The sequence below is a fragment of the Citrobacter sp. RHBSTW-01044 genome (assembly GCF_013781945.1).
In the GTDB taxonomy this organism is placed as follows: domain Bacteria; phylum Pseudomonadota; class Gammaproteobacteria; order Enterobacterales; family Enterobacteriaceae; genus Citrobacter; species Citrobacter braakii.
This window is the reverse complement of sequence record NZ_CP056180.1, coordinates 1558001-1579697: the sequence shown is the minus strand read 5'-3', so window position 1 is coordinate 1579697 and position 21697 is coordinate 1558001. Positions and strand designations below refer to the sequence as shown.

Genomic DNA, 21697 nt, shown 5'->3' with positions numbered 1-21697 from the left:
TAAATGGATTTTTGATATGAGTCGGTAATATACAACTCATTACCCTTCCATCTGTAATAAAGTGCGCAGTCCTGCCGCTTTATTGTCTATTTCTTGCCATTCCTGTTCAGGATCTGAACCACGCACGATCCCTGCCCCGGCATACAGGCGTATCACATTTTCACTAATTTTCGCCGACCGTAATGACACGCAAAACTCGCTTTGGCACAGAGAAAGGTAACCCGCAGAACCGGCATACCACTCGCGTTCAAACGGTTCATTATGTTGGATAAATTCACGCGCCAGCTCACGCGGAATACCTGCGACTGCCGCCGTGGGCTGGAGCTGCATCAGACAAAGCGTATCATCAGCCTGATTCAGTTCCGTCCAGATACAGCGGCGCAGGTGCTGCACTTTGCGCAGTCTAAGCACCTGCGGCGGCAGCACATCAAGAGTTTGCGTACAGCCTTGCAGACGCTGGCAAATATCTTCGACCACCAGCATATTCTCGCGCTGGTTTTTATCATCTTTCATTAGCCATTCCCCCAACTGCCAGGCCCGATGATCCTCAGGGTGGTTGGCAACGGTTCCCGCCAGCGCCTCGGTGCGCAGCGCCGTGTCACGCCGCCGATACAGCCGTTCAGGGGAAGAACCAAGAAACGCACACTTTGCGGAGAACGCCATAAAGAAATGGTAGCAGTTCAGGTTTAGACGACGACTGGAAGCCATCACGGCCGCGGCGTTAACCGACTGAGAAAACTGTAAATCGGTCGCCCGCGCCAGCACGACCTTATCGAGCTGTTCCCTATTGATCGTTTGCGTGGCGAGCTTTATCAGGTCTGTCCAGCCAGTTTTATCCGGCCAGTTCTGTTCTCCCGTCAAACGCAGACGCAATGCGGGCAGCGGCTTTACGTTGGCGAGCGATGAGATAAACGCCACCGCCTGCGCGGCGTCTTCACGCAGCGACACGTCGCTAAAAAGATGTAAGCGTAAGCTCGCCACCCCGGCGCAACGTCGCCACTCCAGCCGTGGCAATAACAAATGGCCGCGCTGAGGCTCAAAGGCATTCAGGCCCCAGATACGCAGGTCAGGATTATCATTATGCTGATGTAAAAAATGCTGGGCTAATTCGAGCGAGGAAAATGTAGCAACAGCGCCCAGTACGGCGGCTTCTTCATCGCCATTACGCTGTTGCCAGTAAAACTGGGGCCAGACAGGTTGACTGGCCAGCCATCCTAAAGCGTCAAACGCATCATTCAGTGGGAAAGGGATATCGTAAATACGAATTCCAGGTGCTGCTGGTATCTCTTGCGACAAATGACGCATCAGACTTTCCAGCGCAGTAGTAATTGAATGCACGCGGACCTCTCCCTGTTAAAAACCTCACATTATACGGGGTACTGAGCAGAAAAAGCAGTACCCCCAGTTAGGGAGTACGTACAAATGCGCTGACGGAATGGAATTTATCGCCGTGCTAACAATAATCCCATCACTAAACCGACCGTGGCACCAACGCCGATTCCGCGCCAGGGTTTTTCATGCACATAATCATCCGCCCGGCAAACGGCTTTCTTCGCGCGGTAATAGTAGCTGTCAGAGGCGTGGCTGACGCGATTTCTCACCTCTTCTAACGCCCGCTCTGCCCGCGCTTTTAACTCAAGGTATTTTTGATCGGCTGGATCGCCGGAAGAACGCAGCACCTCCTCCAGCGTTTCACTCAATAATTCCAGATCGTCATCGATACGTGATTCATAAGAATGAAAAGACATTTTATTCTCCCTTTCTATTGACGTACCCGCTAACTATAGACAATCAGGCGTGTTTGCGCCTGTTTACGCCTGATATGCTTCCCGCGCCATTCCGACGTGTGGAATACCGTCTTCGTCATAGATATCCGTGACCGGCACAAAGCCAAAGCGCGCATAGAATGACTGCAAATGTGCCTGCGCCCCCAGATACAGCGCCTTGTGCGGCCAATGCTGCGTACAGGAGGCCAGCGTCTGAGTCATTAGCTGTTGCCCCAATTTTTCACCCCGCAGCGCTTCGCTTACGATCACCCGCCCAATGACGACCGGCTCAAGCTCATCATCGCTTTTCAGAATCCTCGCATACGCCACCAGTTCATCGTTATGCCAACCCAGAATGTGCCGGTTTTCACCACTCAGGTCATCACCATCCACATCCTGATACGGACACCGTTGCTCAACAACAAATACCGCACAGCGAAGCTCAAGAATGGCGTACAGCTGCTGTGTATTGAGCTTTGCATGGTGGAGATCTTGCCAGTGAATCATAGTCTGCCCCTTTGTTGTGATAACCTGAACACCCTGCCTTATTGATGGCGAAAAGTGTAACGCGAAGATGGAATTACTATTTTTAGGCACGTCTGCGGGAGTCCCCACGCGCTCACGCAATGTAACGGCAATTTTACTGAATCTGCAACACCCGACTCAGGCGGGGCTGTGGCTTTTCGATTGTGGTGAAGGAACGCAACATCAGATGCTGACCACGCCATTTAACCCTGGAAAACTCGAGCGTATTTTTATCAGCCATCTACACGGCGATCACCTGTTTGGTTTACCGGGGCTGCTGTGCAGTCGCTCAATGGCCGGGAACGTCCAGCCACTGACGCTTTACGGACCAAAGGGGTTGCGAGAGTTTACCGAAACGGCTTTGCGTTTGAGCGGCTCCTGGACCGATTATCCGCTGAATATTGTCGAAATCACCGCGGGTGAAATTGTCGATGACGGCCTGCGTAAAGTAACGGCGTACCCGCTGGAGCATCCGCTGGAGTGCTACGGTTTTCGTGTTGAAGAGCACGACAAACCGGGGGCACTTGACGCCAGCGCCTTGAAGGCGGCTGGTGTTAAAGCGGGCCCGTGGTTCCAGGATTTGAAAGCCGGGAAAACCATCGTGCTGGAGGATGGTCGAGCGATTAACGGCGCCGTTTTTCTCGGCCCTGCCACCAGAGGAAAATCTGTGGCTATTTTCGGCGACACAGGACCTTGCGCGTCCGCCATTGAACTGGCACGCGGTGTGGATGTGATGGTACATGAAACCACACTGGACTCCTCAATGGAGGAAAAAGCCAACAGCCGCGGTCACAGCTCGACCCGACAAGCCGCCCAGCTGGCGCTTGAGGCCGGAGTGGGACGCCTGATCATGACCCACGTTAGCTCACGCTACGATGAAAAAGGCTGTCAGCGGTTACTCGAAGAGTGCAAAGCGATATTTCCAGACACTGAACTGGCTCACGATTTCGCCATTTTCACCGTTTAATGCTCCATTTTTCCGCCTCAGTGCCGATAACAGTGGAAAGGCTGGCTTTCACACTGAGGACAGGATGAACAATTTCCAGAAAGATATTGATGACAGGACAAACCTAACCCTGTCTAACCGTTTTGAACTGCTGCTGTTTCGCCTTGGCAAATCCGTCGAGGAGCAGAAATCAGAACTGTTTGGCATCAACGTATTCAAACTGCGTGAAATCGTACCGATGCCGACCTTTACGCGTCCCGCAGGTATGAAAGCCCCGTTGCTGGGTATGGTTAACATTCGCGATCAGGTGATCCCGGTGATTGATCTGCCTGCCGTCGCGGGCTGTAAGCCAGAGACCGGACTCAACATCCTGTTGATCACGGAATATGCCCGCAGCGTTCAGGCGTTTGCGGTGGAGTCGGTAGAAAACATTATGCGTCTGGACTGGCAACAAGTGCATACCGCCGAGAAAGCCGTCAATGGTCGCTACATTACCAGTATCGCCTGTCTGGACGACAACAAAGAGACTAACAATCTGGCGCTGGTGCTCGATGTCGAACAGATCCTGTACGACATCGTACCGTCGAACCACGACCTGCGCGCAACAGAGCTGAAAACCAATAAGTTCAACATTACGCCGGGTGCGGTGGCGATTGTGGCTGATGATTCCAAAGTGGCTCGCGCGATGCTGGAAAAAGGGCTTAACGCCATGGAGATCCCACACTTGATGCATGTGACGGGCCAGGATGCGTGGGAAAAGATACAACAGCTATCTGAAGAAGCAGAAGCGGAAGGTAAACCAATCAGCGAGAAGATTGCGCTGGTGCTCACCGATCTGGAAATGCCGGAGATGGACGGTTTTACGCTTACCCGTAAGATAAAAACCGACGAACGCCTGAAGAAGATCCCGGTCGTTATCCACTCCTCACTTTCCGGTAGCGCCAATGAAGATCACGTACGCCGAGTGAAAGCAGATGGTTACGTGGCCAAATTCGAAGTCAATGAGCTGTCTTCAGTCATTCAGGAAGTGATGGATCGCACAGCGAAAGGCATCAGCGGCCCGCTGGTGAGCCGTCAACTTTCGGCCTGACGCTCCAGCAACTTGAAGTATGACGAGTATAGACAGGTAAAAAAAAGAGTCTGGACATTGTCCAGACTCTTTTTCGATCACAGCATGGCGAATTACATCAACGGAGCCGCTAACTGCACGATGCTGATCAACGGTTGCGGGTAGATACCCAGCACCAGTACCAGTAGAGCAGAAATCAGCACCACGATACCGCCCGCGCTGTACTGCCAGTTGGACGGCGCATCGCGATTCAGTTGCTGCGGTGCGCTCAGATACAGGCTCACGGCAACGCGCAGGTAGTAGTACAAACCAATCGCGGAACCCACCACCACGGCGGCAACCAGCCACCACAGATTAGCCTGCACACCCACCGCCAGTACGTAGAACTTACCGATAAAGCCCAGCGTCATCGGAATACCCGCCAGAGACAGCATCATCACCGTCATCACCGCGGCAAGAATCGGACGATGCCAGAACAGACCACGGTAGGAGAACAGAGAGTCTGCATCCGGGCCGCGGTACGGGCTGGACATCAGGCTGACCACACCGAACGCACCGAGGCTGCTGAACAGATAACCGGCCAGGTAAACGCCAACCGCTTCCATCGACATCTCGCCGCTCTGCAGGGCAATCAGCGCCACCAGCAGGTAACCAAGGTGAGAGATAGAAGAGTAACCAAGCAGACGTTTGATGTTGGTCTGGCTCAGCGCCATCAGGTTACCGAAGATAATAGAAGCAAAGGCAATCACACCCAGCACGATCCGTACCGCTTCGCTATCACCTACCGGTGCGTACAGGAACAGACGCATCACCACGCCGAAGATAGCGATTTTGCTCGCCGTCGCCAGGAAGGTGGAAACCGGAGCCGGAGCGCCCTGGTATACGTCTGGCGTCCACAGGTGGAATGGAACCAGCGAGAGTTTAAAGCCGAGGCCAACAATCATCAGACCGAAGCCCGCCAGCAGCAGCGTTTCTTGCAGCATACCGTCGCCGAGGCTCTTACCGAGCGCAACAAACGACAGGTTGCCAGACTGCGCGTACACCAGCGCCATACCAAACAGCAGGAAGGAAGACGCTGCGGCAGACAGAATGGTGTATTTGATACTGGCTTCCAGCGAACGTTTCTGACGGAACGCATAGCCAACCAGACCAAACAGCGGCAGAGAGATAAGCTCAATACCAAGGAACAGCGCCGCCAGATGGTTAGCGTTAGCCAGCAGAATACCGCCGAGCGCGGCAATCAGCACCAGCAGATAGAACTCTTCCCGGTTGTCGTCGTAGCCTTCCAGCCACGGGTAAGCGAAGGTACAGGTGGCAAGACTCGCCAGCAGCACCAGCCCAGTGTAGAGCATGGCGAAACCGTCAACCCGCATCAGCGGGGTGACGTCCATAGCGCCCGCCTGGCCAACAAACCAGAGCGAAACCAGTGCGGCGTTAAGCCCAATGACCGACAGCGTGGCATTGAGGAAGTGATTGCGTCGCCACGCAATGGAGAGCATCACAACCACCACCGTCAAGCCGACGATCAGCAGCGGTAGCAGCGCAATCAGGTGTTGTGGAGTTATTGTCATGGCGATTTACGGCCTTGTAGTAGTAACGGAATTAACAAACCACTGCTGGATGTTGCTCATCGCAGAATGCGAGGTATCCAGAATCGGCTGCGGATAGAAGCCAAGCAGTACCAGAAGCACGACCAGCAACAGGATGATAAACAGCTCACGCAGCGACATCCCTGGCAGTTCAACACTGGCAATCTGGCTCTTCGCCTTACCGAAGTAAGCGCGATGCAGCATCGCCAGCGAGTAAACAGAAGCAAACACCAGACCAAATGTCGAGATCACGGTAATAACCGGAACCACCTGGTAGCTGCCGAACAGAATCATAAATTCGCCAACGAAGTTACCTGTACCCGGCATACCCAGCGTACACACTGCGAAGAACATTGACAGCGCAGGCAACCATTTCATTTTGCCCCACAGGCCGCCCATCATACGCATATCACGCGTGTGCAGACGTTCGTACAGCTGACCACACAGGATGAACAGACCGGCTGCGGACAGGCCGTGCGCGATCATCTGAATCACCGCACCCTGGTATGCCAGCTGGCTGCCGGTGTAGATAGCAATCAGTACGAAGCCCATGTGGGATACGGAGGTGTAAGCAATCAGACGTTTGATGTCGTACTGATTAAAGGCCATCCACGCGCCGTAGAAGATGCCGATGACGCCAAGCCACATTGCGATAGGTGCAAACTCCGCTGACGCATTCGGGAACAGCGGCAGGGAGAAGCGCAGCAGACCGTAGGCTGCGGTTTTCAGCAAGATACCTGCCAGGTCAACGGAACCTGCGGTCGGTGCCTGGGAGTGAGCATCCGGCAACCAGCCGTGCAGCGGAACCACCGGCATTTTCACCGCGAAAGCGATGAAAAAGCCCAGCATCAGCAGGTATTCCACGCCGTGGGACATCGGAGTATTCAGCAATTCTTCATAGTTGAAAGTCCACACGCCGGTCGCTTTGTAGTGCACAAATACCAGCGCCAGGATGGCAATCAACATCACCAGACCACTCGCCTGGGTATAAATGAAGAACTTGGTTGCTGCCGTGATACGCGTTTTACCGTCAGAGGCTTTATGCCCCCATAGCGCGATCAGGAAGTACATCGGCACCAGCATCATTTCCCAGAAGAAGAAGAACAGGAACATGTCGATGGCAAGGAACACGCCGATTACGCCGCCTAAGATCCACATCAGGTTCAGGTGGAAAAAGCCCTGGTATTTTTCGATTTCATTCCAGGAGCAAAGTACCGCCAGAACACCGAGCAGGCCGGTCAGCACCACCATCAGCAGCGACAGACCGTCGATAGCAAGATGAATCGAGATGCCAAAGCGTGGGATCCACGGCAGGACAAACTCAGACTGCCACTGCGGAATGCCAGTGGATTGCGTCAGTGAATAGCCGCCCTGCAACCAAAGTTGCAGGCCAAGCGCCAGCGTCAGTCCCATGGTAATCAGCGCGATCCAACGCGGCACCTTCACGCCAAAGCGTTCGGTCTGCCAGCACAGGAAGCCACCGATAAAGGGAATCAATATTAGCCAGGGTAGTAACATGGCGATTTTTATTCCTTTTTAAGGCCCCTAATAGAGGCCTGATTTTCAACGAATTTGGATAAAATTCACTTTACGATCAACGCAGTACCATCAACAGAGCCAGCACAACGACGGCACCGATGCTCATTGATGCTACATACCAACGCAGATAGCCGTTCTCGCTTAACAACAGGCCTTTACCTGCAAAGCGGGAAAGGATCGCCGGAATGTTCATCATTGCGTTCAGCGGATCGCGTTTCAGCAGCCATGCAACGCCCAGGAACGGCTTGACGAACACTTTGTCGTACAGCCAGTCGAAGCCCCAGGCGTTATACCACCAGGTACCCAGCAGACGGCCTGGCGCACTGTTGGCAATCGACGTCACCAGCGTACGTTTACCCAGCCACAGCCATGCAGCGATCAGAATGCCTGCAATCGCGACGATACCGGAGGTAATTTCCAGGGTCATCACGCGACCATGCTCAAGCTCGGTCGTCGCAGGCAGTACACCCTGCAGCGGTGGCACAATCAGTGCGCCAACGAAGGTGGACAGGATCATCAGCACAATCAGCGGCAGATGATGTGTAATCCCCTTCCCTGCGTGAGCGTGAATTTGCTCTTTACCGTGGAACACGATGAAAATCATACGGAAGGTGTACAGAGAGGTCATGAACGCACCGACCAGACCTGCAACCATCAGATTGATATGACCGTTCGCCATCGCACCGGCCAGAATCTCATCCTTACTGAAGAAGCCTGCGGTAATCAGCGGCAGAGCCGACAGCGCCGCGCCACCGATCAGGAAGCAGAGATACACCAGCGGAATAGACTTACGCAGACCGCCCATCTTGAAGATGTTCTGTTCGTGGTGACAGGCCAGGATAACCGAGCCGGATGCCAGGAACAGCAGCGCTTTAAAGAAGGCGTGCGTCATCAGGTGGAAAATCGCCGCGTCCCACGCCTGAACCCCGAGAGCCAGGAACATATAACCAATCTGGCTCATGGTGGAGTACGCGAGAACGCGTTTAATGTCGGTCTGTACCAGCGCGGCAAAACCAGCCAGTACCAGAGTGATAGCCCCGATAATCCCCACCAGATGCAGGATTTCCGGCGTCATCAGGAACAGGCCGTGAGTACGTGCAATCAGGTAGACACCGGCGGTAACCATCGTCGCAGCGTGGATCAGCGCGGAGACAGGCGTCGGACCTGCCATCGCGTCAGCAAGCCATGTCTGCAACGGCAGCTGCGCGGATTTACCCACCGCACCGCCCAGCAGCATCAGGGTTGCCCACATCAGCATGTTGTTACCATCTGCAAAGTGAGCAGGCGCCAGTTCCACCATTTCGCGGAAGTTCAGCGTACCCAGCTCGTTGTAGAGGATAAACAATGCGAAGGCGAGGAACACGTCACCCACACGGGTCACGACGAAGGCTTTCATTGCCGCAGCGCCATTCTTCGGATCGGTGTAATAGAAACCGATCAGCAGATAGGAGCACAGGCCCACGCCTTCCCAGCCGAGGTACATCAGCAGCAGGTTATCCGCCAGTACCAGAACCACCATGCTAGCGATAAACAGGTTGGTGTAGGCGAAGAAACGGGAGTATCCCTCTTCACCGCGCATATACCAGGAGGCGAACATGTGGATCAGGAAACCCACACCGGTCACCACACTGAGCATGGTCAGCGACAGGCCGTCCAGCACCAGGTTAAAACCGATATTGAAGTCACCGACAGACATCCACGTCCACAGCGGCTGGCTGTAGGCCTGTTGACCATTAGCAAAGAAGTCAACGCCAACAAACGCGGTCACCAGCGCCGCCAGGCCAATCGACCCGACGCCCACGGTGGCGGACAGATTTTCTGACCAACGACCGCGAGAGAACGCCAGTAATACAAAGCCAATAAATGGCAGAATAATGGTTAAGGCAAGCATGTTCATCCACGCATCTCACTTACTGAATCGATGTTCAGGTTCTGGCGACGGCGATGAAGTTGCAGCAACAGCGCAAGTCCAATGCTCGCTTCCGCAGCCGCAAGGCTGATGGCGAGAATATACATCACCTGACCATCGGTCTGGCCCCAGTAGCTTCCGGCGACCACGAAGGCCAGCGCGGAGGCGTTAATCATGATTTCCAGCCCGATCAGCATAAACAGCAGATTGCGGCGGATAACCAGACCGGTTAAGCCCAGTACGAATAAAACAGCCGCGAGGATCAGTCCATGTTGTAAGGGGATCATGCGTGCTCCTCCGTTTTTCTTTTCGCGCGGTCATCGGTGCGATTGCTCAGCACTTCACCAGAACGCTCTTCGCGCCCTACGTGGAAGGCTACAACCAGACCTGCCAGCAGCAGCATCGAAGCCAGCTCGACCGCCAGTACATACGGTCCGAACAGGGAAATACCGACAGCTTTCGCGCTAATTGGCGTCCCGTCGATGCCCTGATCGTTAACACCCAGAATGGCATAAACAATAACCGCCAGCATGATGGCCGACAGAATCGCCGGTCCAATCCACACCTGCGGTTTCAGCCACTGGCGTTCCTGTTCAATTTCAGAACCACCGAGGTTGAGCATCATGACCACAAACACGAACAACACCATGATGGCGCCCGCGTAGACGATTATTTCCAGCGCCCCCGCGAAGTAAGCACCTAACGAGAAGAACACCCCGGAAATCGCCAGCAGCGAAATAATCAGGTACAGCAGTGCGTGTACCGGATTGGTATGGGTGATCACCCGCAAGGTTGCGAGAATGGCTATCAGGCCACAGATATAAAAAGCGAACTCCATTGCCCCTCTCCTTACGGTAACAGGCTCTTGACGTCGATAGGCTTGGCTTCGTTCTCTGCTTCGCCCTTATCTTTGCCGTCGATTGCCATACCTGCCATCCGGTAGAAGTTATATTCCGGGTATTTACCCGGACCGGAGATCAGCAGATCCTCTTTCTCGTAAACCAGGTCCTGGCGCTTGTACTCACCCAGCTCGAAATCTGGAGTCAGCTGAATAGCCGTTGTCGGACAGGCTTCTTCGCACAGGCCGCAGAAAATGCAGCGTGAGAAGTTAATGCGGAAAAACTCCGGATACCAGCGGCCGTCTTTGGTCTCTGCTTTTTGCAAAGAGATACAGCCTACCGGACACGCTACCGCACACAGGTTACAGGCAACGCAGCGCTCTTCGCCGTCCGGGTCACGGGTCAGAACGATACGACCACGAAAACGGGGCGGGAGATAGACCGGCTCTTCCGGGTACATCTGCGTTTCGCGTTTCGCGAACGCATGCAGGCCGATCATCCAGATACTGCGTACCTGGGTGCCGAAACCTACTAACAATTCTTTTAAGGTCATGGTCTTTGTGTCCCTTATTGCGCCTGCCAGAGAATGACAGCCGCCGTTACCAGCAAGTTGACGAGCGTCAGCGGCAGACAGACTTTCCAGCCGAAGGACATTACCTGGTCATAACGAGGACGCGGTAACGACGCACGAATCAAAATGAACATCATCATGAAGAACGCGGTTTTCAGCGCGAACCAGACGAATGGCGGTAAGAACGGACCATGCCAGCCACCGAAGAACAGGGTAACCATCAGTGCAGAAATGGTGACGATGCCGATGTACTCACCCACGAAGAACAGACCGAATTTCATACCGGAGTATTCAATGTGGTAACCGTCGGCCAGTTCCTGCTCGGCTTCTGGCTGGTCAAACGGGTGACGGTGACACACCGCCACGCCCGCGATGGCAAAGGTGACAAAACCAAAGAACTGCGGAATAACGTTCCAGATATCAGCCTGGTTGTTGACGATGTCGGTCATGTTAAATGAACCGGCCTGCGCCACCACGCCCATCAGGGAAAGTCCGAGGAATACTTCGTAGCTCAACGTCTGCGCAGACGCACGCATCGCACCGAGCAGCGAGTATTTGTTGTTACTGGACCAGCCTGCGAACAGCACCGCGTATACCGCGAGGCCTGCCATCATCAGGAAGAACAGGATCCCGATGTTCAGATCTGCAACCACCCAGTTCGGGCTCACCGGCACGATGGCGAAAGCCAGCAGCAGCGAGGTGAAGGCGATCATCGGTGCCAGGGTAAAGATGACGCGATCCGAGAATTTCGGGATCCAGTCTTCTTTAAAGAACATCTTGATCATGTCCGCAACCAGCTGGAGCGAACCGCCCCAGCCAACACGGTTCGGTCCGTAACGGTTCTGGAACAGACCGAGCAGACGACGTTCGCCAAAGCTCATGAATGCCCCGCAGGTGACCACCACCAGCAGAATCACGACCGCTTTGAGAACGCTCAGCAGGATCTCAATCAGATCGGGTGTAATCCAACTCATTGTTGTGCCTCCTGCAGATCCTCAAGACGTGCACCAGCCAGAACCGGCGCGATGCCAGGCATACCCATTGGCAAACCAACCTGCCCTGCCGTTAATCCTTCAGCGATTTCAACCGGCAGCGTAACCGTGTTGCCATCGTAGCTGAAAGAAACGCGCGTACCGACATTCACACCCAACTTCGCGGCATCAGCCGGGTTGAGTTTGATGTACGGTTGCGGCATACGGGTCTGGAAGACAGGCGCACGCTGGGACATTTCGTCACTACCAAACAGATGATAGTAAGGCGCGACACGCCACTGACCATCCTGAGCCTGGAAGCTCGCCGGAACGGTTGTGAAGTAATCCAGACCATCTGCAGAAGCTTCGATCAGACGCACGCCCGGATCGCCATGACGCAGTTTACCGCCCACTTCATCCTGGAACTTGTTCCACGCCTGTGGGGAGTTCCAGCCCGGAGCCCAGGCAAACGGAATTTGTGAACGCGGCGCAGACGGCTGGTTGTTCCCTTCCATAGAGAAAGCGAACATGGTGTCTTTGTCCTGCGGCTGACGCGGTTCGTGGACGCTGATGTTGGCGCGCATTGCGGTACGGCCACTGTAGCGGTGCGGTTCACGTGCCAGTTTCTGTCCACGGATACGGAAGCTTGCATCCGGCGCGGCATCTTTAATACCCGCCAACTGCGGTAACTTCTCAACGACCGCGTCGATAACATGGTCGAGCTGCGTCCAGTCCACTTCACGACTCTGCACGGTACTGTGCAGCGAGTGCAGCCAGCGCCAGCTTTCCAGCATTACGGTGTTGCTGTCGTAGTAGGATGGGTCATAGACCTGGAAGAAACGCTGGGCGCGCCCTTCGTTGTTAATTACCGTACCATCGCTTTCAGCGAAGCTAGCGGCGGAAAGCACCAGATGGGCGTTTTCCATAATAGCCGTGCGCTGATGGTCAACGACCAGTACCAGCGGCGCTTTCGCCAGCGCGGCGTTCACACGCGTTGCTGAAGCATGGCGATGCAGGTCATTTTCCAACACCACAACGGCGTCAGCACGACCTGTTTCCAGTTCGGTCAGCGCGTCGTCGAGGGAACCACCGCCAATCATACCCAGCCCCATACTGTTGACAGAGCGAGCAATCATGGTGATCCCGACGTCTGCGCCACGGCCTTTCAGCGCCTTCGCCACGTTGGCAGCAGCCTGAATCACGTCGGCGCTACCGGCGTTGGTACCGGAAATAATCAGTGGTTTCTTCGCCCCGGCCAGAGCCTGAACGATGACGTCAATTTTGTTCTGCAGGTCACGGTCGATACCGTCAACCGCCGGTGCGTTGTTATCCAGCGCATGGGCGATCGCGAAACCTAAACGCGCCTGATCTTCAACCGGCGCACGGTAGGTCCATGCCGCGATATCATCCAGACGGGTGTTATCGACGTTGGTAACGAACAGCGGATGCTTGGCGCGCTGGCCAATGTTGAGGATTGCCGCAATCTGCCAGTCGGCCACTTTCTGCGCCGCCGCCATTTCACGCGCTTTACCTTTCACCGCCTGACGCACTGCCAGCGCAACGCGCGCGCCGGTTTGGGTGACATCTTCGCCCAGGACCAGAACCGCATCGTATGACTCGATTTCGCGCAGTGCCGGGGTATGAATACCGCCGTCACGCAGCACGCTCAGAGCCAGTTGCAGACGTTCCTGCTCGCCCTGGGCAATACCGGTATAGAAGTTATCCGCACCGACCAGTTCACGCAGCGCGAAGTTACTTTCAACGCTGGCACGCGGGGAGCCGATACCAATCACTTTCTTCGACTGACGCAGAATATCTGCCGCGCCCTGCATCGCCTGTTCGGCGTTCAGCGTGATCAGGTCATCGCCACGACGCTGTACCGGCTGACGCGGACGGTCTTTCAGGTTCACGTAACCATAGCCAAAACGACCACGGTCGCAGAGGAAGTAGTGGTTAACGGTACCGTTGTAGCGGTTTTCGATACGACGCAGTTCACCGTAGCGCTCGCCCGGGCTGATGTTACAACCGATAGAACACTGCTGGCAGATGCTCGGCGCAAACTGCATGTCCCATTTACGGTTATAACGCTCGGAGTGCGTTTTATCGGTGAAGACGCCGGTCGGGCAAATTTCCACCAGGTTACCGGAGAATTCGCTTTCGAGCGTACCGTCTTCCGGACGACCAAAGTAGACGTTGTCATGTGCGCCATAGACGCCCAGATCCGCACCATCGGCGTAATCTTTGTAGTAACGTACGCAGCGATAGCAGGCGATGCAGCGGTTCATTTCGTGAGAGATGAACGGCCCCAGGTCCTGGTTGCGGTGAGTACGCTTCGTGAAGCGGTAGCGACGGAAGCTATGACCGGTCATGACGGTCATATCCTGAAGGTGGCAGTTACCGCCCTCTTCACAGACCGGACAGTCGTGCGGGTGGTTAGTCATCAACCACTCCACTACGCTTTCGCGGAACTGCTTCGCTTCTTCGTCATCAATTGAAATAAAGGTGCCTTCGGTGGCCGGTGTCATACAAGACATCACCAGGCGACCACGCGTGTCTTCCGCGTTTTGATATTGCTTCACCGCACACTGGCGGCAAGCACCGACGCTTCCCAGCGCCGGGTGCCAGCAAAAGTACGGAATATCAAGGCCGAGAGACAGACAAGCTTCCAGCAGGTTGTCCGCTCCGTTGACCTCATATTCTTTGCCGTCTACATGAATCGTAGCCATAGTCAGCATGCTTCCAGTTGGCTCGGTCTAAAACCGAGCGTTAATCGAATTTCTGATCGCGATTCAGGGTTACCCTGCTATTACCAGCGCTCTTTCAGCAGGTTCGGCTGAATACCACCAATCTGATGGGTATTGCTGAAGGACTGCTTGATGCCAGCTTCGAATTCTTCGCGGAAATATTTAATGGCGCTCTGCAGCGGCTCCACCGCACCCGGTGCGTGTGCACAGAAGGTTTTACCCGGGCCGAGGAAACGACACAGTTGCTCAAGCGTCTCGATATCCCCTGGCTGGCCTTCGCCACGCTCCAGCGCGCGCAGAATTTTCACACTCCACGGCAGACCGTCACGGCACGGCGTACACCAGCCGCAGGACTCGCGGGCAAAGAACTCTTCGAGGTTACGCACCAGAGGAACCATGCCAATCTCGTGATCGACGGCCATTGCCAGCGCGGTGCCCAAACGGCTACCGGCTTTACCAATGCTTTCGAATTCCATCGGCAGATCGAGGTGCGCTTCAGTCAGGAAATCAGTACCCGCGCCGCCCGGCTGCCAGGCTTTGAATTTCAGGCCATCGCGCATGCCGCCCGCGTAATCTTCGAGGATCTCGCGCGCGGTAGTACCGAAAGGCAGTTCCCACAGGCCAGGGTTCTTCACGCGACCGGAGAAGCCCATCAGCTTGGTGCCCGCATCTTTGCTCTGCGAAATGTTCTGGTACCACTCCACGCCGTTCGCGAGGATAGCCGGTACGTTACACAGGGTTTCGACGTTGTTAACGCAGGTCGGCTTACCCCAAGCGCCAGAGCTTGCCGGGAACGGCGGCTTGGAACGTGGGTTAGCACGACGACCTTCAAGGGAGTTAATCAGCGCCGTCTCTTCACCGCAGATATAGCGCCCTGCCCCGGTGTGGACAAACAGTTCGAAGTCGAAACCGGTGCCCATGATGTTTTTGCCAAGCAAGCCGGCTTCGGTTGCTTCGGCAATCGCGCGACGCAGATGCACAGCCGCTTCGATATATTCACCACGCAGGAAGATGTAACCACGGTACGCTTTCAGCGCAAACGCGGAGATCAGCATGCCTTCCACCAGCAGGTGCGGCAGTTGTTCCATCAGCAGACGGTCTTTATAGGTACCCGGCTCCATTTCATCGGCGTTACACAGCAGGTAACGGATGTTCATGGATTCGTCTTTCGGCATCAGGCTCCACTTCAGACCGGTGGAAAAGCCCGCACCGCCGCGCCCTTTCAGGCCAGCGTCTTTTACCTGGTTAACGATTTCGTCCGGTGACAGCCCGGTCAGGGCCTTACGTGCACCTTCGTAGCCGTTCTTGCTACGGTATTCGTCCAGCCAGACCGGCTGTTTGTCATCACGCAGACGCCAGGTCAGCGGATGCGTTTCGGGAGTACGGATAATGTCTTTCATTTATACCGCTCCAGCAGTTCGGGAATGCCTTCCGGGGTCAGGTGAGCATGAGTATCCTCATCGATCATCATGTTCGGCCCTTTATCGCAGTTCCCCAGGCAACAGGTCGGGAGCAGCGTAAAACGACCGTCAAAGGTCGTCTGCCCCGGCTTGATGTTGAGTTTTTTCTCAAGCGCAGCCTGGATCCCCTGATAGCCGTTGATATGGCACACCACGCTGTCGCAATAGCGGATCACGTGGCGACCTACCGGCTGGCGGAAGATCTGGCTATAGAACGTGGCAACACCTTCTACGTCGCTTGCCGGGATCCCCAGCACATCAGCGATCGCATAGATCGCCCCATCCGGCACCCAGCCACGCTGTTTCTGAACGATTTTCAGCGCTTCAATGGACGCCGCACGCGGGTCTTCGTAGTGGTGCTTCTCGTGCTCAATCGCTTCACGCTCAGCCGCACTCAGCTCAAAAGCCTCGGTTTGTGGTTGTTGATTCTCGTGCATAATTAGCGGTCCACATCTGACATAACAAAATCGATACTACCCAGGTGGACGATAAGGTCGGACACCAGGCTGCCACGTACCGCTACCGGGATCTGCTGCAGGTGCGCATAGCTCGGGGTACGGATACGGGTACGGTAACTCATGGTGCTGCCATCGCTGGTCAGGTAGTAACTGTTAATACCCTTGGTCGCTTCCACCATCTGGAAGGACTCGTTTGCCGGCATAACCGGTCCCCACGAAACTTGCAGGAAGTGGGTGATCAGGGTTTCGATATGTTGCAACGTGCGCTCTTTCGGCGGCGGCGTAGTCAGCGGGTGATCCGCTTTGAACGGGCCTTCCGGCATGTTGTTGAGGCACTGCTCAAGGATGCGCAGACTCTGGCGCAGCTCTTCAACTTTCAGCATCACGCGGGTATAGCAGTCGGACACGCCGCCGCCAACCGGGACTTCAAAGTCAAAGTTTTCGTAGCCAGAGTATGGACGCGCTTTACGCACGTCAAAATCAATACCGGTCGCACGCAGCGCAGCACCGGTACAACCCCAGTCCAGCGCTTCTTTCTTACCGTAAGCGGCAACGCCCTGCGAACGGCCTTTCAGGATGGTGTTACGCAGTGCGGCTTTCTCGTAGGAATCCAGACGTTTTGGCATCCAGTCGAGGAAGTCACGCAGCAGTTTGTCCCAACCGCGCGGCAGATCGTGTGCCACACCGCCGATACGGAACCAGGCCGGGTGCATACGGAAACCGGTGATCGCTTCCACTACGTCATAGATTTTCTGACGGTCGGTAAAGGCGAAGAAGACCGGCGTCATCGCGCCGACGTCCTGGATGAACGTGGAGATGTACAGCAGGTGGCTGTTGATACGGAACAGTTCAGACAACATAACGCGAATCACGTTGACGCGATCCGGCGTGGTGATGCCAGCCAGTTTCTCAACGGCCAGTACGTAAGGCATTTCGTTAACGCAGCCGCCGAGGTACTCGATACGGTCGGTGTACGGAATGTAGCTATGCCAGGACTGACGTTCACCCATCTTTTCAGCGCCACGGTGGTGGTAGCCGATGTCAGGCACGCAGTCGACGATTTCTTCGCCATCAAGCTGCAGCACAATACGGAACGCACCGTGAGAAGACGGGTGGTTAGGACCGAGGTTGAGGAACATGAAGTCCTCGTTTTCGGAACTACGCTTCATGCCCCATTCTTCTGGTTTGAAGGTCAGTGATTCCATTTCCAGATCCTGTTTGGCTTTGGTCAGCTCAAACGGATCGAATTCGGTCGCACGCGCCGGGTAGTCTTTACGCAGCGGATGACCTTCCCAGGTATGCGGCATCAGCAGACGCGTCAGGTGCGGGTGACCTTCGATGTCGATGCCAAACATTTCCCAGGTTTCACGCTCATACCAGTTGGCGTTCGGGAACAGTTTGGTGAACGTCGGTACACGCAGGTCGTTTTCAGACAATGCCACCTTGAGCATGATATCGCGATTGCGTTCAATGGAGATCAGGTGATAGAAAACGGAAAAATCCGCGGCAGGTAACCCTTCGCGGTGCGTACGCAGACGTTCGTCCATGCCGTGTAAGTCAAACAGCATGACGTAAGGTTTCGGCAGTCTCTTTAAGAAATCGCCAACTTCCAGTAATTGTTCACGCTTGACCCAAACAACAGGTACCCCGGTGCGAGTCGCCTGAACGGTAAAGGCATCCGGCCCAAAACGGTTGCGCAGTTCGCCAATGACCGGGTCATCAAGGTGATCCCGTGTTTGCCATACAGCGTCTTGCGCGGTTAAGTCGGTCATATTGTTCACCATTGCAAATGGTCCGTGGTGGTCGGCAGTGCTTCGCGCTATTTATGTAGTGATAAGCGAAGGAAGTGCTGCTGCCGACAGGCGCAAATTAAATCTCGTCTGGTGTACGAAGATTCGTTACAGCAATACGTTCGCCGCGTTTACGCTCGCGTTCTGACTGCATATTGGCGCGATAAACGCCCTGATCGCCAACCACCCAGGAGAGCGGACGGCGTTCTTTGCCAATGGAATCTTGCAGCAGCATCAGAGCCTGCATATACGCTTCCGGACGCGGCGGGCATCCCGGGATGTACACATCGACCGGAATAAATTTATCAACGCCCTGCACCACAGAATAGATGTCGTACATACCGCCGGAGTTGGCGCATGCGCCCATGGAAATAACCCATTTCGGTTCCAGCATCTGATCGTAGAGGCGCTGAATAACCGGCGCCATTTTGGTAAAGCAGGTTCCGGCTACGACCATCAAGTCAGCCTGACGCGGCGATGCACGCAGTACTTCCGCACCAAAACGGGCCACATCGTGCACGGCGGTAAACGAGGTCACCATCTCAACGTAGCAGCAGGAAAGGCCAAAGTTATATGGCCAAATTGAGTTTTTACGGCCCCAGTTAACCATGTCATGCAGCTTGCCCATGAACACGTTTTTGTTAACTTCTTGCTCCAGGGGGTCGGTTACGATCTCCTGTTTTTGCAGGGGGTAACGGTCGTTCTCACCGTTAGGATCTATGCGGGTGAGCGTATAATCCATCTTAATGCCTCGCGGTTAGCGTTGACGATTAGCGATACTGTTCGTTTCCGGGTTCATACGCTCGCGGCGTGAACGCGCGGGCGTCCAGTCCAGCGCGCCAATACGCACCAGATAAACCAGACCTGCCAGTAACACAAAAATAAAAATTGCAGCTTCCACAAAGCCAATCCAGCCGCTTTCACGGATAGAAGTTGACCATGCGAACAGATACAGCGCTTCAACGTCGAAGATAACGAAGAACATGGCTACCAGATAAAACTTGGCAGACAGGCGCAAGCGGGCGGTGCCGACCGAGTCGATACCTGATTCAAACGGCACGTTTTTAGATCTCGCGCGCGCGCGACCACCTAAAAACCAGCCGCCGACGAGCATCAGGCAGCACAGGCCAATGGCAACAATAAGAAAGATAGCGAATGCCCAGTGATGAGCGATGATTTCAGTGGATGTTGACATACTCATTGCTTACTCATCAAAAGTAGCGCCAAATTCTCTGCTCTTTTCGGCAGATGAACGCCACATCGATTCATGGGGAGGAATAAAAAAAACCTTACAATCACTGTGAAAAACCATTTTATACAGCTAATTGATGGGGTTTTTTACTCCTTTCTATAACCTTTTGTCAACTTTAACAAAAGTTTCCTCACATTATTTTACACCGCTCCAACTTCATTAACATAAAGTGCTATTTAGACCAATTTCGATCGCATCATCGGTCATTTTTAATGTTGTTGAATCGTGTCCGTAGTGAAGTAAAAAAGATAATACTCACCTATTTTGACAGGAATTCACCCAGATGCCTCCCCCTAAATGGGAGTATTTTCTTGATCTGTGACACGCTTTTGTTAATTCACCATAAAAAACAGCAACAATTTCTCTAGTTTTTTAACATGGAAACAATTAGTAACGCTGCTGCTTATTTTTCAACCAGATGTCAGGCCGTTTTTTTACCTTCTGATTTTGTTAAGTTTTAGTATAGCAAATGACATAAAGCGGCAATATTTGCATAAAAAAAGAGCCACTGGATGTTTTTTCATCACCAGTGGCTCTTTTTTACACTAACATTTTAAAACGATTTTTTGTGACGGATTACTCAAAGTCGCCTTCAACAATCAGCGAGTCATCTCCCCCTTCCGGGGTAAACTGATTGTATTGCCAAGGATTTTGATACGTTTGCATCGACTTAAAGATAACTTCTGCCAACTCATTTTGCGTGGACGGATCGCAGCACAACAAATACTCAGTATCAGGCAATGGCGGTAATCCGTCGGCGGCGCCCAGTACGCGTAAATCCGGACTCATCATTTCAACAGGCCGCGCAGTGACGCCGAGCCCTGCTTTTACCGCCGCGCGAACCGCAGGTAATGTTGAAGCAACATAAGCCAGACGCCACGGGATCTGAGCAGCAGCGTTTAATGTCGCCAGCACGATATCGCGAAACGGGCTCGGATCGTCCAGCAGAACCAACGGTACCGGCTCACCTTTTTGCAGAATATATTCGGCAGCACAGTACCAATGCGTTGGCGAGGTACGCAGATTCAGACATTCAAAATCGCCAGGACGGTTGGTAGTCACAACCAAGTCCACTTCTTGCGACTTCAGCATATCCACCATGTAGGCGTTACGCTTGACCCTCACATCCAGCGCAAGCTTCGGATAAACCGAACTTATTCGGTTGAGCAGGAAAGGCAGTATGGTATCGGCTGATTCATCAGAAGCACCGATAGTTAACACTCCCTGAAGATTATTAAACATTAATGATGAGCATGCCTCATCATTAAAGCGCAGTATTTTTCTGGCGTAACCCAACAGTTGTATACCATGTTCGGTCAGTAGTTTGTTGCGTCCATGGCGCGCGAACAACTCTTTCCCCACGAGTTGCTCAAGACGCTGCATTTGCTGACTCACCGCAGACTGAGTTCGACATACCGCAGCTGCCGCAGCCGCAAAGGTATTCAGGTCGGCAACAGCAACGAAGGTTCTCAGCAGATCGAGGTCGAGGTTAATTATCGGACGATTTGCATTTATCATAGTTTTTCACTTACTCGCGGGTCATACCGGGTTAATGCTGTGCATTTGGAATCAAACAACTCCATTTGTAATGTGCCTCCCTCGCAGTTTCGCTTAGTGTAACCAAGTGAAAATAAGGATGTATTTGGTTTAACAAACGAAACAATTCTCTTTCCTGGCTATTTTAATTCCCGTGACATTCATCGGAATATAGCAACGAGAAAGAGCCGAATTTTTAGCTGCTGGATGATTCTGACTTAGGGAAAACATGTAAATTTTGTAAATTTAAAAAAAAGTTAACGAACAATAATTTACACATTAAAAACTAACTTTTCAGTGTGTTAGGAACAACCAACAAACATTTGAATTATCTTAAAATTCAGACTACTTACCATTTCATGAGACTTATCTTAACCTAAAACCACTATATTTATAAGTGTTATCGTGAATAATTCCAGGCTACCAGGTGTTATGTCAGAGCAGCGGTTTTGCTATTATTGGCCCATTCAATTTAATGTCGTTTAAATATTAAATAATAATTAATTAAGAATTCTTCAATTCATTAATTCTGCTTAACAATGAATTCACACCGTATCACGTACGGATCAGGCCGATAACAGGTCCCGCAGTTAAAACCTCAGTATTTTCGAATTACCTCATCCAGCTTAGACACCCGTGACATTTCGCTTTACAGGCTTAACTTTTTTTGACCAAACAATTCACCACAACCAAACCAATAAAACAAAACATACTACCAACAAAACACATCTAG

19 protein-coding genes are annotated in these 21697 nt (G+C 53.5%); 2 read left to right on the top strand and 17 right to left on the bottom strand.

The window, feature by feature from the left end:
• Positions 1 to 39 precede the first annotated feature (39 nt).
• From menF to HV352_RS07640, 3 genes are all read right to left on the bottom strand, one after another.
• A complete protein-coding gene (gene menF, locus HV352_RS07650; protein WP_029139611.1) occupies positions 40 to 1338 on the bottom strand; it encodes an isochorismate synthase MenF in 1299 nt (432 codons plus the stop codon).
• Between the two features lie 104 nt (positions 1339 to 1442).
• The gene (gene elaB / locus HV352_RS07645) at positions 1443 to 1748 is read right to left on the bottom strand and encodes a stress response protein ElaB (RefSeq protein WP_003027683.1); all 306 of its coding nucleotides are present in this window, start codon (positions 1746 to 1748) and stop codon (positions 1443 to 1445) included.
• 63 nt (positions 1749 to 1811) lie between these two features.
• Positions 1812 to 2273, bottom strand: coding sequence for a GNAT family N-acetyltransferase (locus HV352_RS07640; protein ID WP_181635315.1), 462 nt, complete (start codon positions 2271 to 2273; stop codon positions 1812 to 1814).
• A gap of 67 nt (positions 2274 to 2340) precedes the next feature.
• Between HV352_RS07640 and rbn the strand changes: the two genes are divergently transcribed.
• Both rbn and HV352_RS07630 read left to right on the top strand, forming a co-directional pair.
• The gene (rbn, locus tag HV352_RS07635) at positions 2341 to 3258 is read left to right on the top strand and encodes a ribonuclease BN (protein WP_029139612.1); all 918 of its coding nucleotides are present in this window, start codon (positions 2341 to 2343) and stop codon (positions 3256 to 3258) included.
• 64 nt (positions 3259 to 3322) lie between these two features.
• On the top strand, positions 3323 to 4327 hold the full coding sequence (locus HV352_RS07630; RefSeq protein ID WP_016157041.1) for a chemotaxis protein: 1005 nt from the start codon (positions 3323 to 3325) through the stop codon (positions 4325 to 4327).
• A 92-nt stretch (positions 4328 to 4419) separates the two neighbouring features.
• On the opposite strand, the gene nuoN is transcribed toward HV352_RS07630, so the two are convergent.
• The 14 genes from nuoN to lrhA form a co-directional block, all read right to left on the bottom strand.
• Positions 4420 to 5877: an NADH-quinone oxidoreductase subunit NuoN gene (gene nuoN / locus HV352_RS07625; RefSeq protein ID WP_181635314.1), complete on the bottom strand. Its 1458-nt coding sequence runs from the start codon at positions 5875 to 5877 to the stop codon at positions 4420 to 4422.
• A 6-nt stretch (positions 5878 to 5883) separates the two neighbouring features.
• Positions 5884 to 7413, bottom strand: a complete 1530-nt coding sequence (gene nuoM, locus HV352_RS07620) for an NADH-quinone oxidoreductase subunit M (protein ID WP_016153831.1) — start codon at positions 7411 to 7413, stop codon at positions 5884 to 5886.
• Positions 7414 to 7489: 76 nt separating this feature from the next.
• Positions 7490 to 9331, bottom strand: a complete 1842-nt coding sequence (gene nuoL / locus HV352_RS07615) for an NADH-quinone oxidoreductase subunit L (protein ID WP_016153832.1) — start codon at positions 9329 to 9331, stop codon at positions 7490 to 7492.
• Entirely contained in the window at positions 9328 to 9630 is a 303-nt protein-coding gene (gene nuoK, locus HV352_RS07610) for an NADH-quinone oxidoreductase subunit NuoK (RefSeq protein WP_006683663.1), read from the bottom strand. Before nuoK ends, nuoL begins: the two co-directional genes overlap by 4 nt.
• Positions 9627 to 10181: an NADH-quinone oxidoreductase subunit J gene (gene nuoJ / locus HV352_RS07605; protein WP_016153833.1), complete on the bottom strand. Its 555-nt coding sequence runs from the start codon at positions 10179 to 10181 to the stop codon at positions 9627 to 9629. Before nuoJ ends, nuoK begins: the two co-directional genes overlap by 4 nt.
• An 11-nt stretch (positions 10182 to 10192) precedes the next feature.
• The gene (gene nuoI / locus HV352_RS07600; RefSeq protein WP_005129470.1) at positions 10193 to 10735 is read right to left on the bottom strand and encodes an NADH-quinone oxidoreductase subunit NuoI; all 543 of its coding nucleotides are present in this window, start codon (positions 10733 to 10735) and stop codon (positions 10193 to 10195) included.
• A gap of 14 nt (positions 10736 to 10749) precedes the next feature.
• The gene (nuoH, locus tag HV352_RS07595; RefSeq protein ID WP_016153834.1) at positions 10750 to 11727 is read right to left on the bottom strand and encodes an NADH-quinone oxidoreductase subunit NuoH; all 978 of its coding nucleotides are present in this window, start codon (positions 11725 to 11727) and stop codon (positions 10750 to 10752) included.
• A complete protein-coding gene (nuoG, locus tag HV352_RS07590) occupies positions 11724 to 14450 on the bottom strand; it encodes an NADH-quinone oxidoreductase subunit NuoG (protein WP_137367495.1) in 2727 nt (908 codons plus the stop codon). The genes nuoH and nuoG overlap by 4 nt, the downstream gene beginning before the upstream one ends.
• An 80-nt stretch (positions 14451 to 14530) precedes the next feature.
• The gene (gene nuoF, locus HV352_RS07585) at positions 14531 to 15868 is read right to left on the bottom strand and encodes an NADH-quinone oxidoreductase subunit NuoF (RefSeq protein ID WP_016153836.1); all 1338 of its coding nucleotides are present in this window, start codon (positions 15866 to 15868) and stop codon (positions 14531 to 14533) included.
• Positions 15865 to 16365 (bottom strand): NADH-quinone oxidoreductase subunit NuoE, encoded by a 501-nt coding sequence (nuoE, locus tag HV352_RS07580; protein WP_003028069.1) that lies wholly within the window; start codon positions 16363 to 16365, stop codon positions 15865 to 15867. Before nuoE ends, nuoF begins: the two co-directional genes overlap by 4 nt.
• A 2-nt stretch (positions 16366 to 16367) precedes the next feature.
• The gene (gene nuoC, locus HV352_RS07575; RefSeq protein ID WP_016153837.1) at positions 16368 to 18170 is read right to left on the bottom strand and encodes an NADH-quinone oxidoreductase subunit C/D; all 1803 of its coding nucleotides are present in this window, start codon (positions 18168 to 18170) and stop codon (positions 16368 to 16370) included.
• 85 nt (positions 18171 to 18255) lie between these two features.
• Entirely contained in the window at positions 18256 to 18918 is a 663-nt protein-coding gene (gene nuoB / locus HV352_RS07570) for an NADH-quinone oxidoreductase subunit NuoB (protein WP_003028075.1), read from the bottom strand.
• A gap of 15 nt (positions 18919 to 18933) precedes the next feature.
• Positions 18934 to 19377: an NADH-quinone oxidoreductase subunit NuoA gene (gene nuoA / locus HV352_RS07565; protein WP_003028077.1), complete on the bottom strand. Its 444-nt coding sequence runs from the start codon at positions 19375 to 19377 to the stop codon at positions 18934 to 18936.
• 627 nt (positions 19378 to 20004) lie between these two features.
• Positions 20005 to 20946, bottom strand: coding sequence for a transcriptional regulator LrhA (gene lrhA, locus HV352_RS07560; RefSeq protein ID WP_181635313.1), 942 nt, complete (start codon positions 20944 to 20946; stop codon positions 20005 to 20007).
• Positions 20947 to 21697 lie beyond the last annotated feature (751 nt).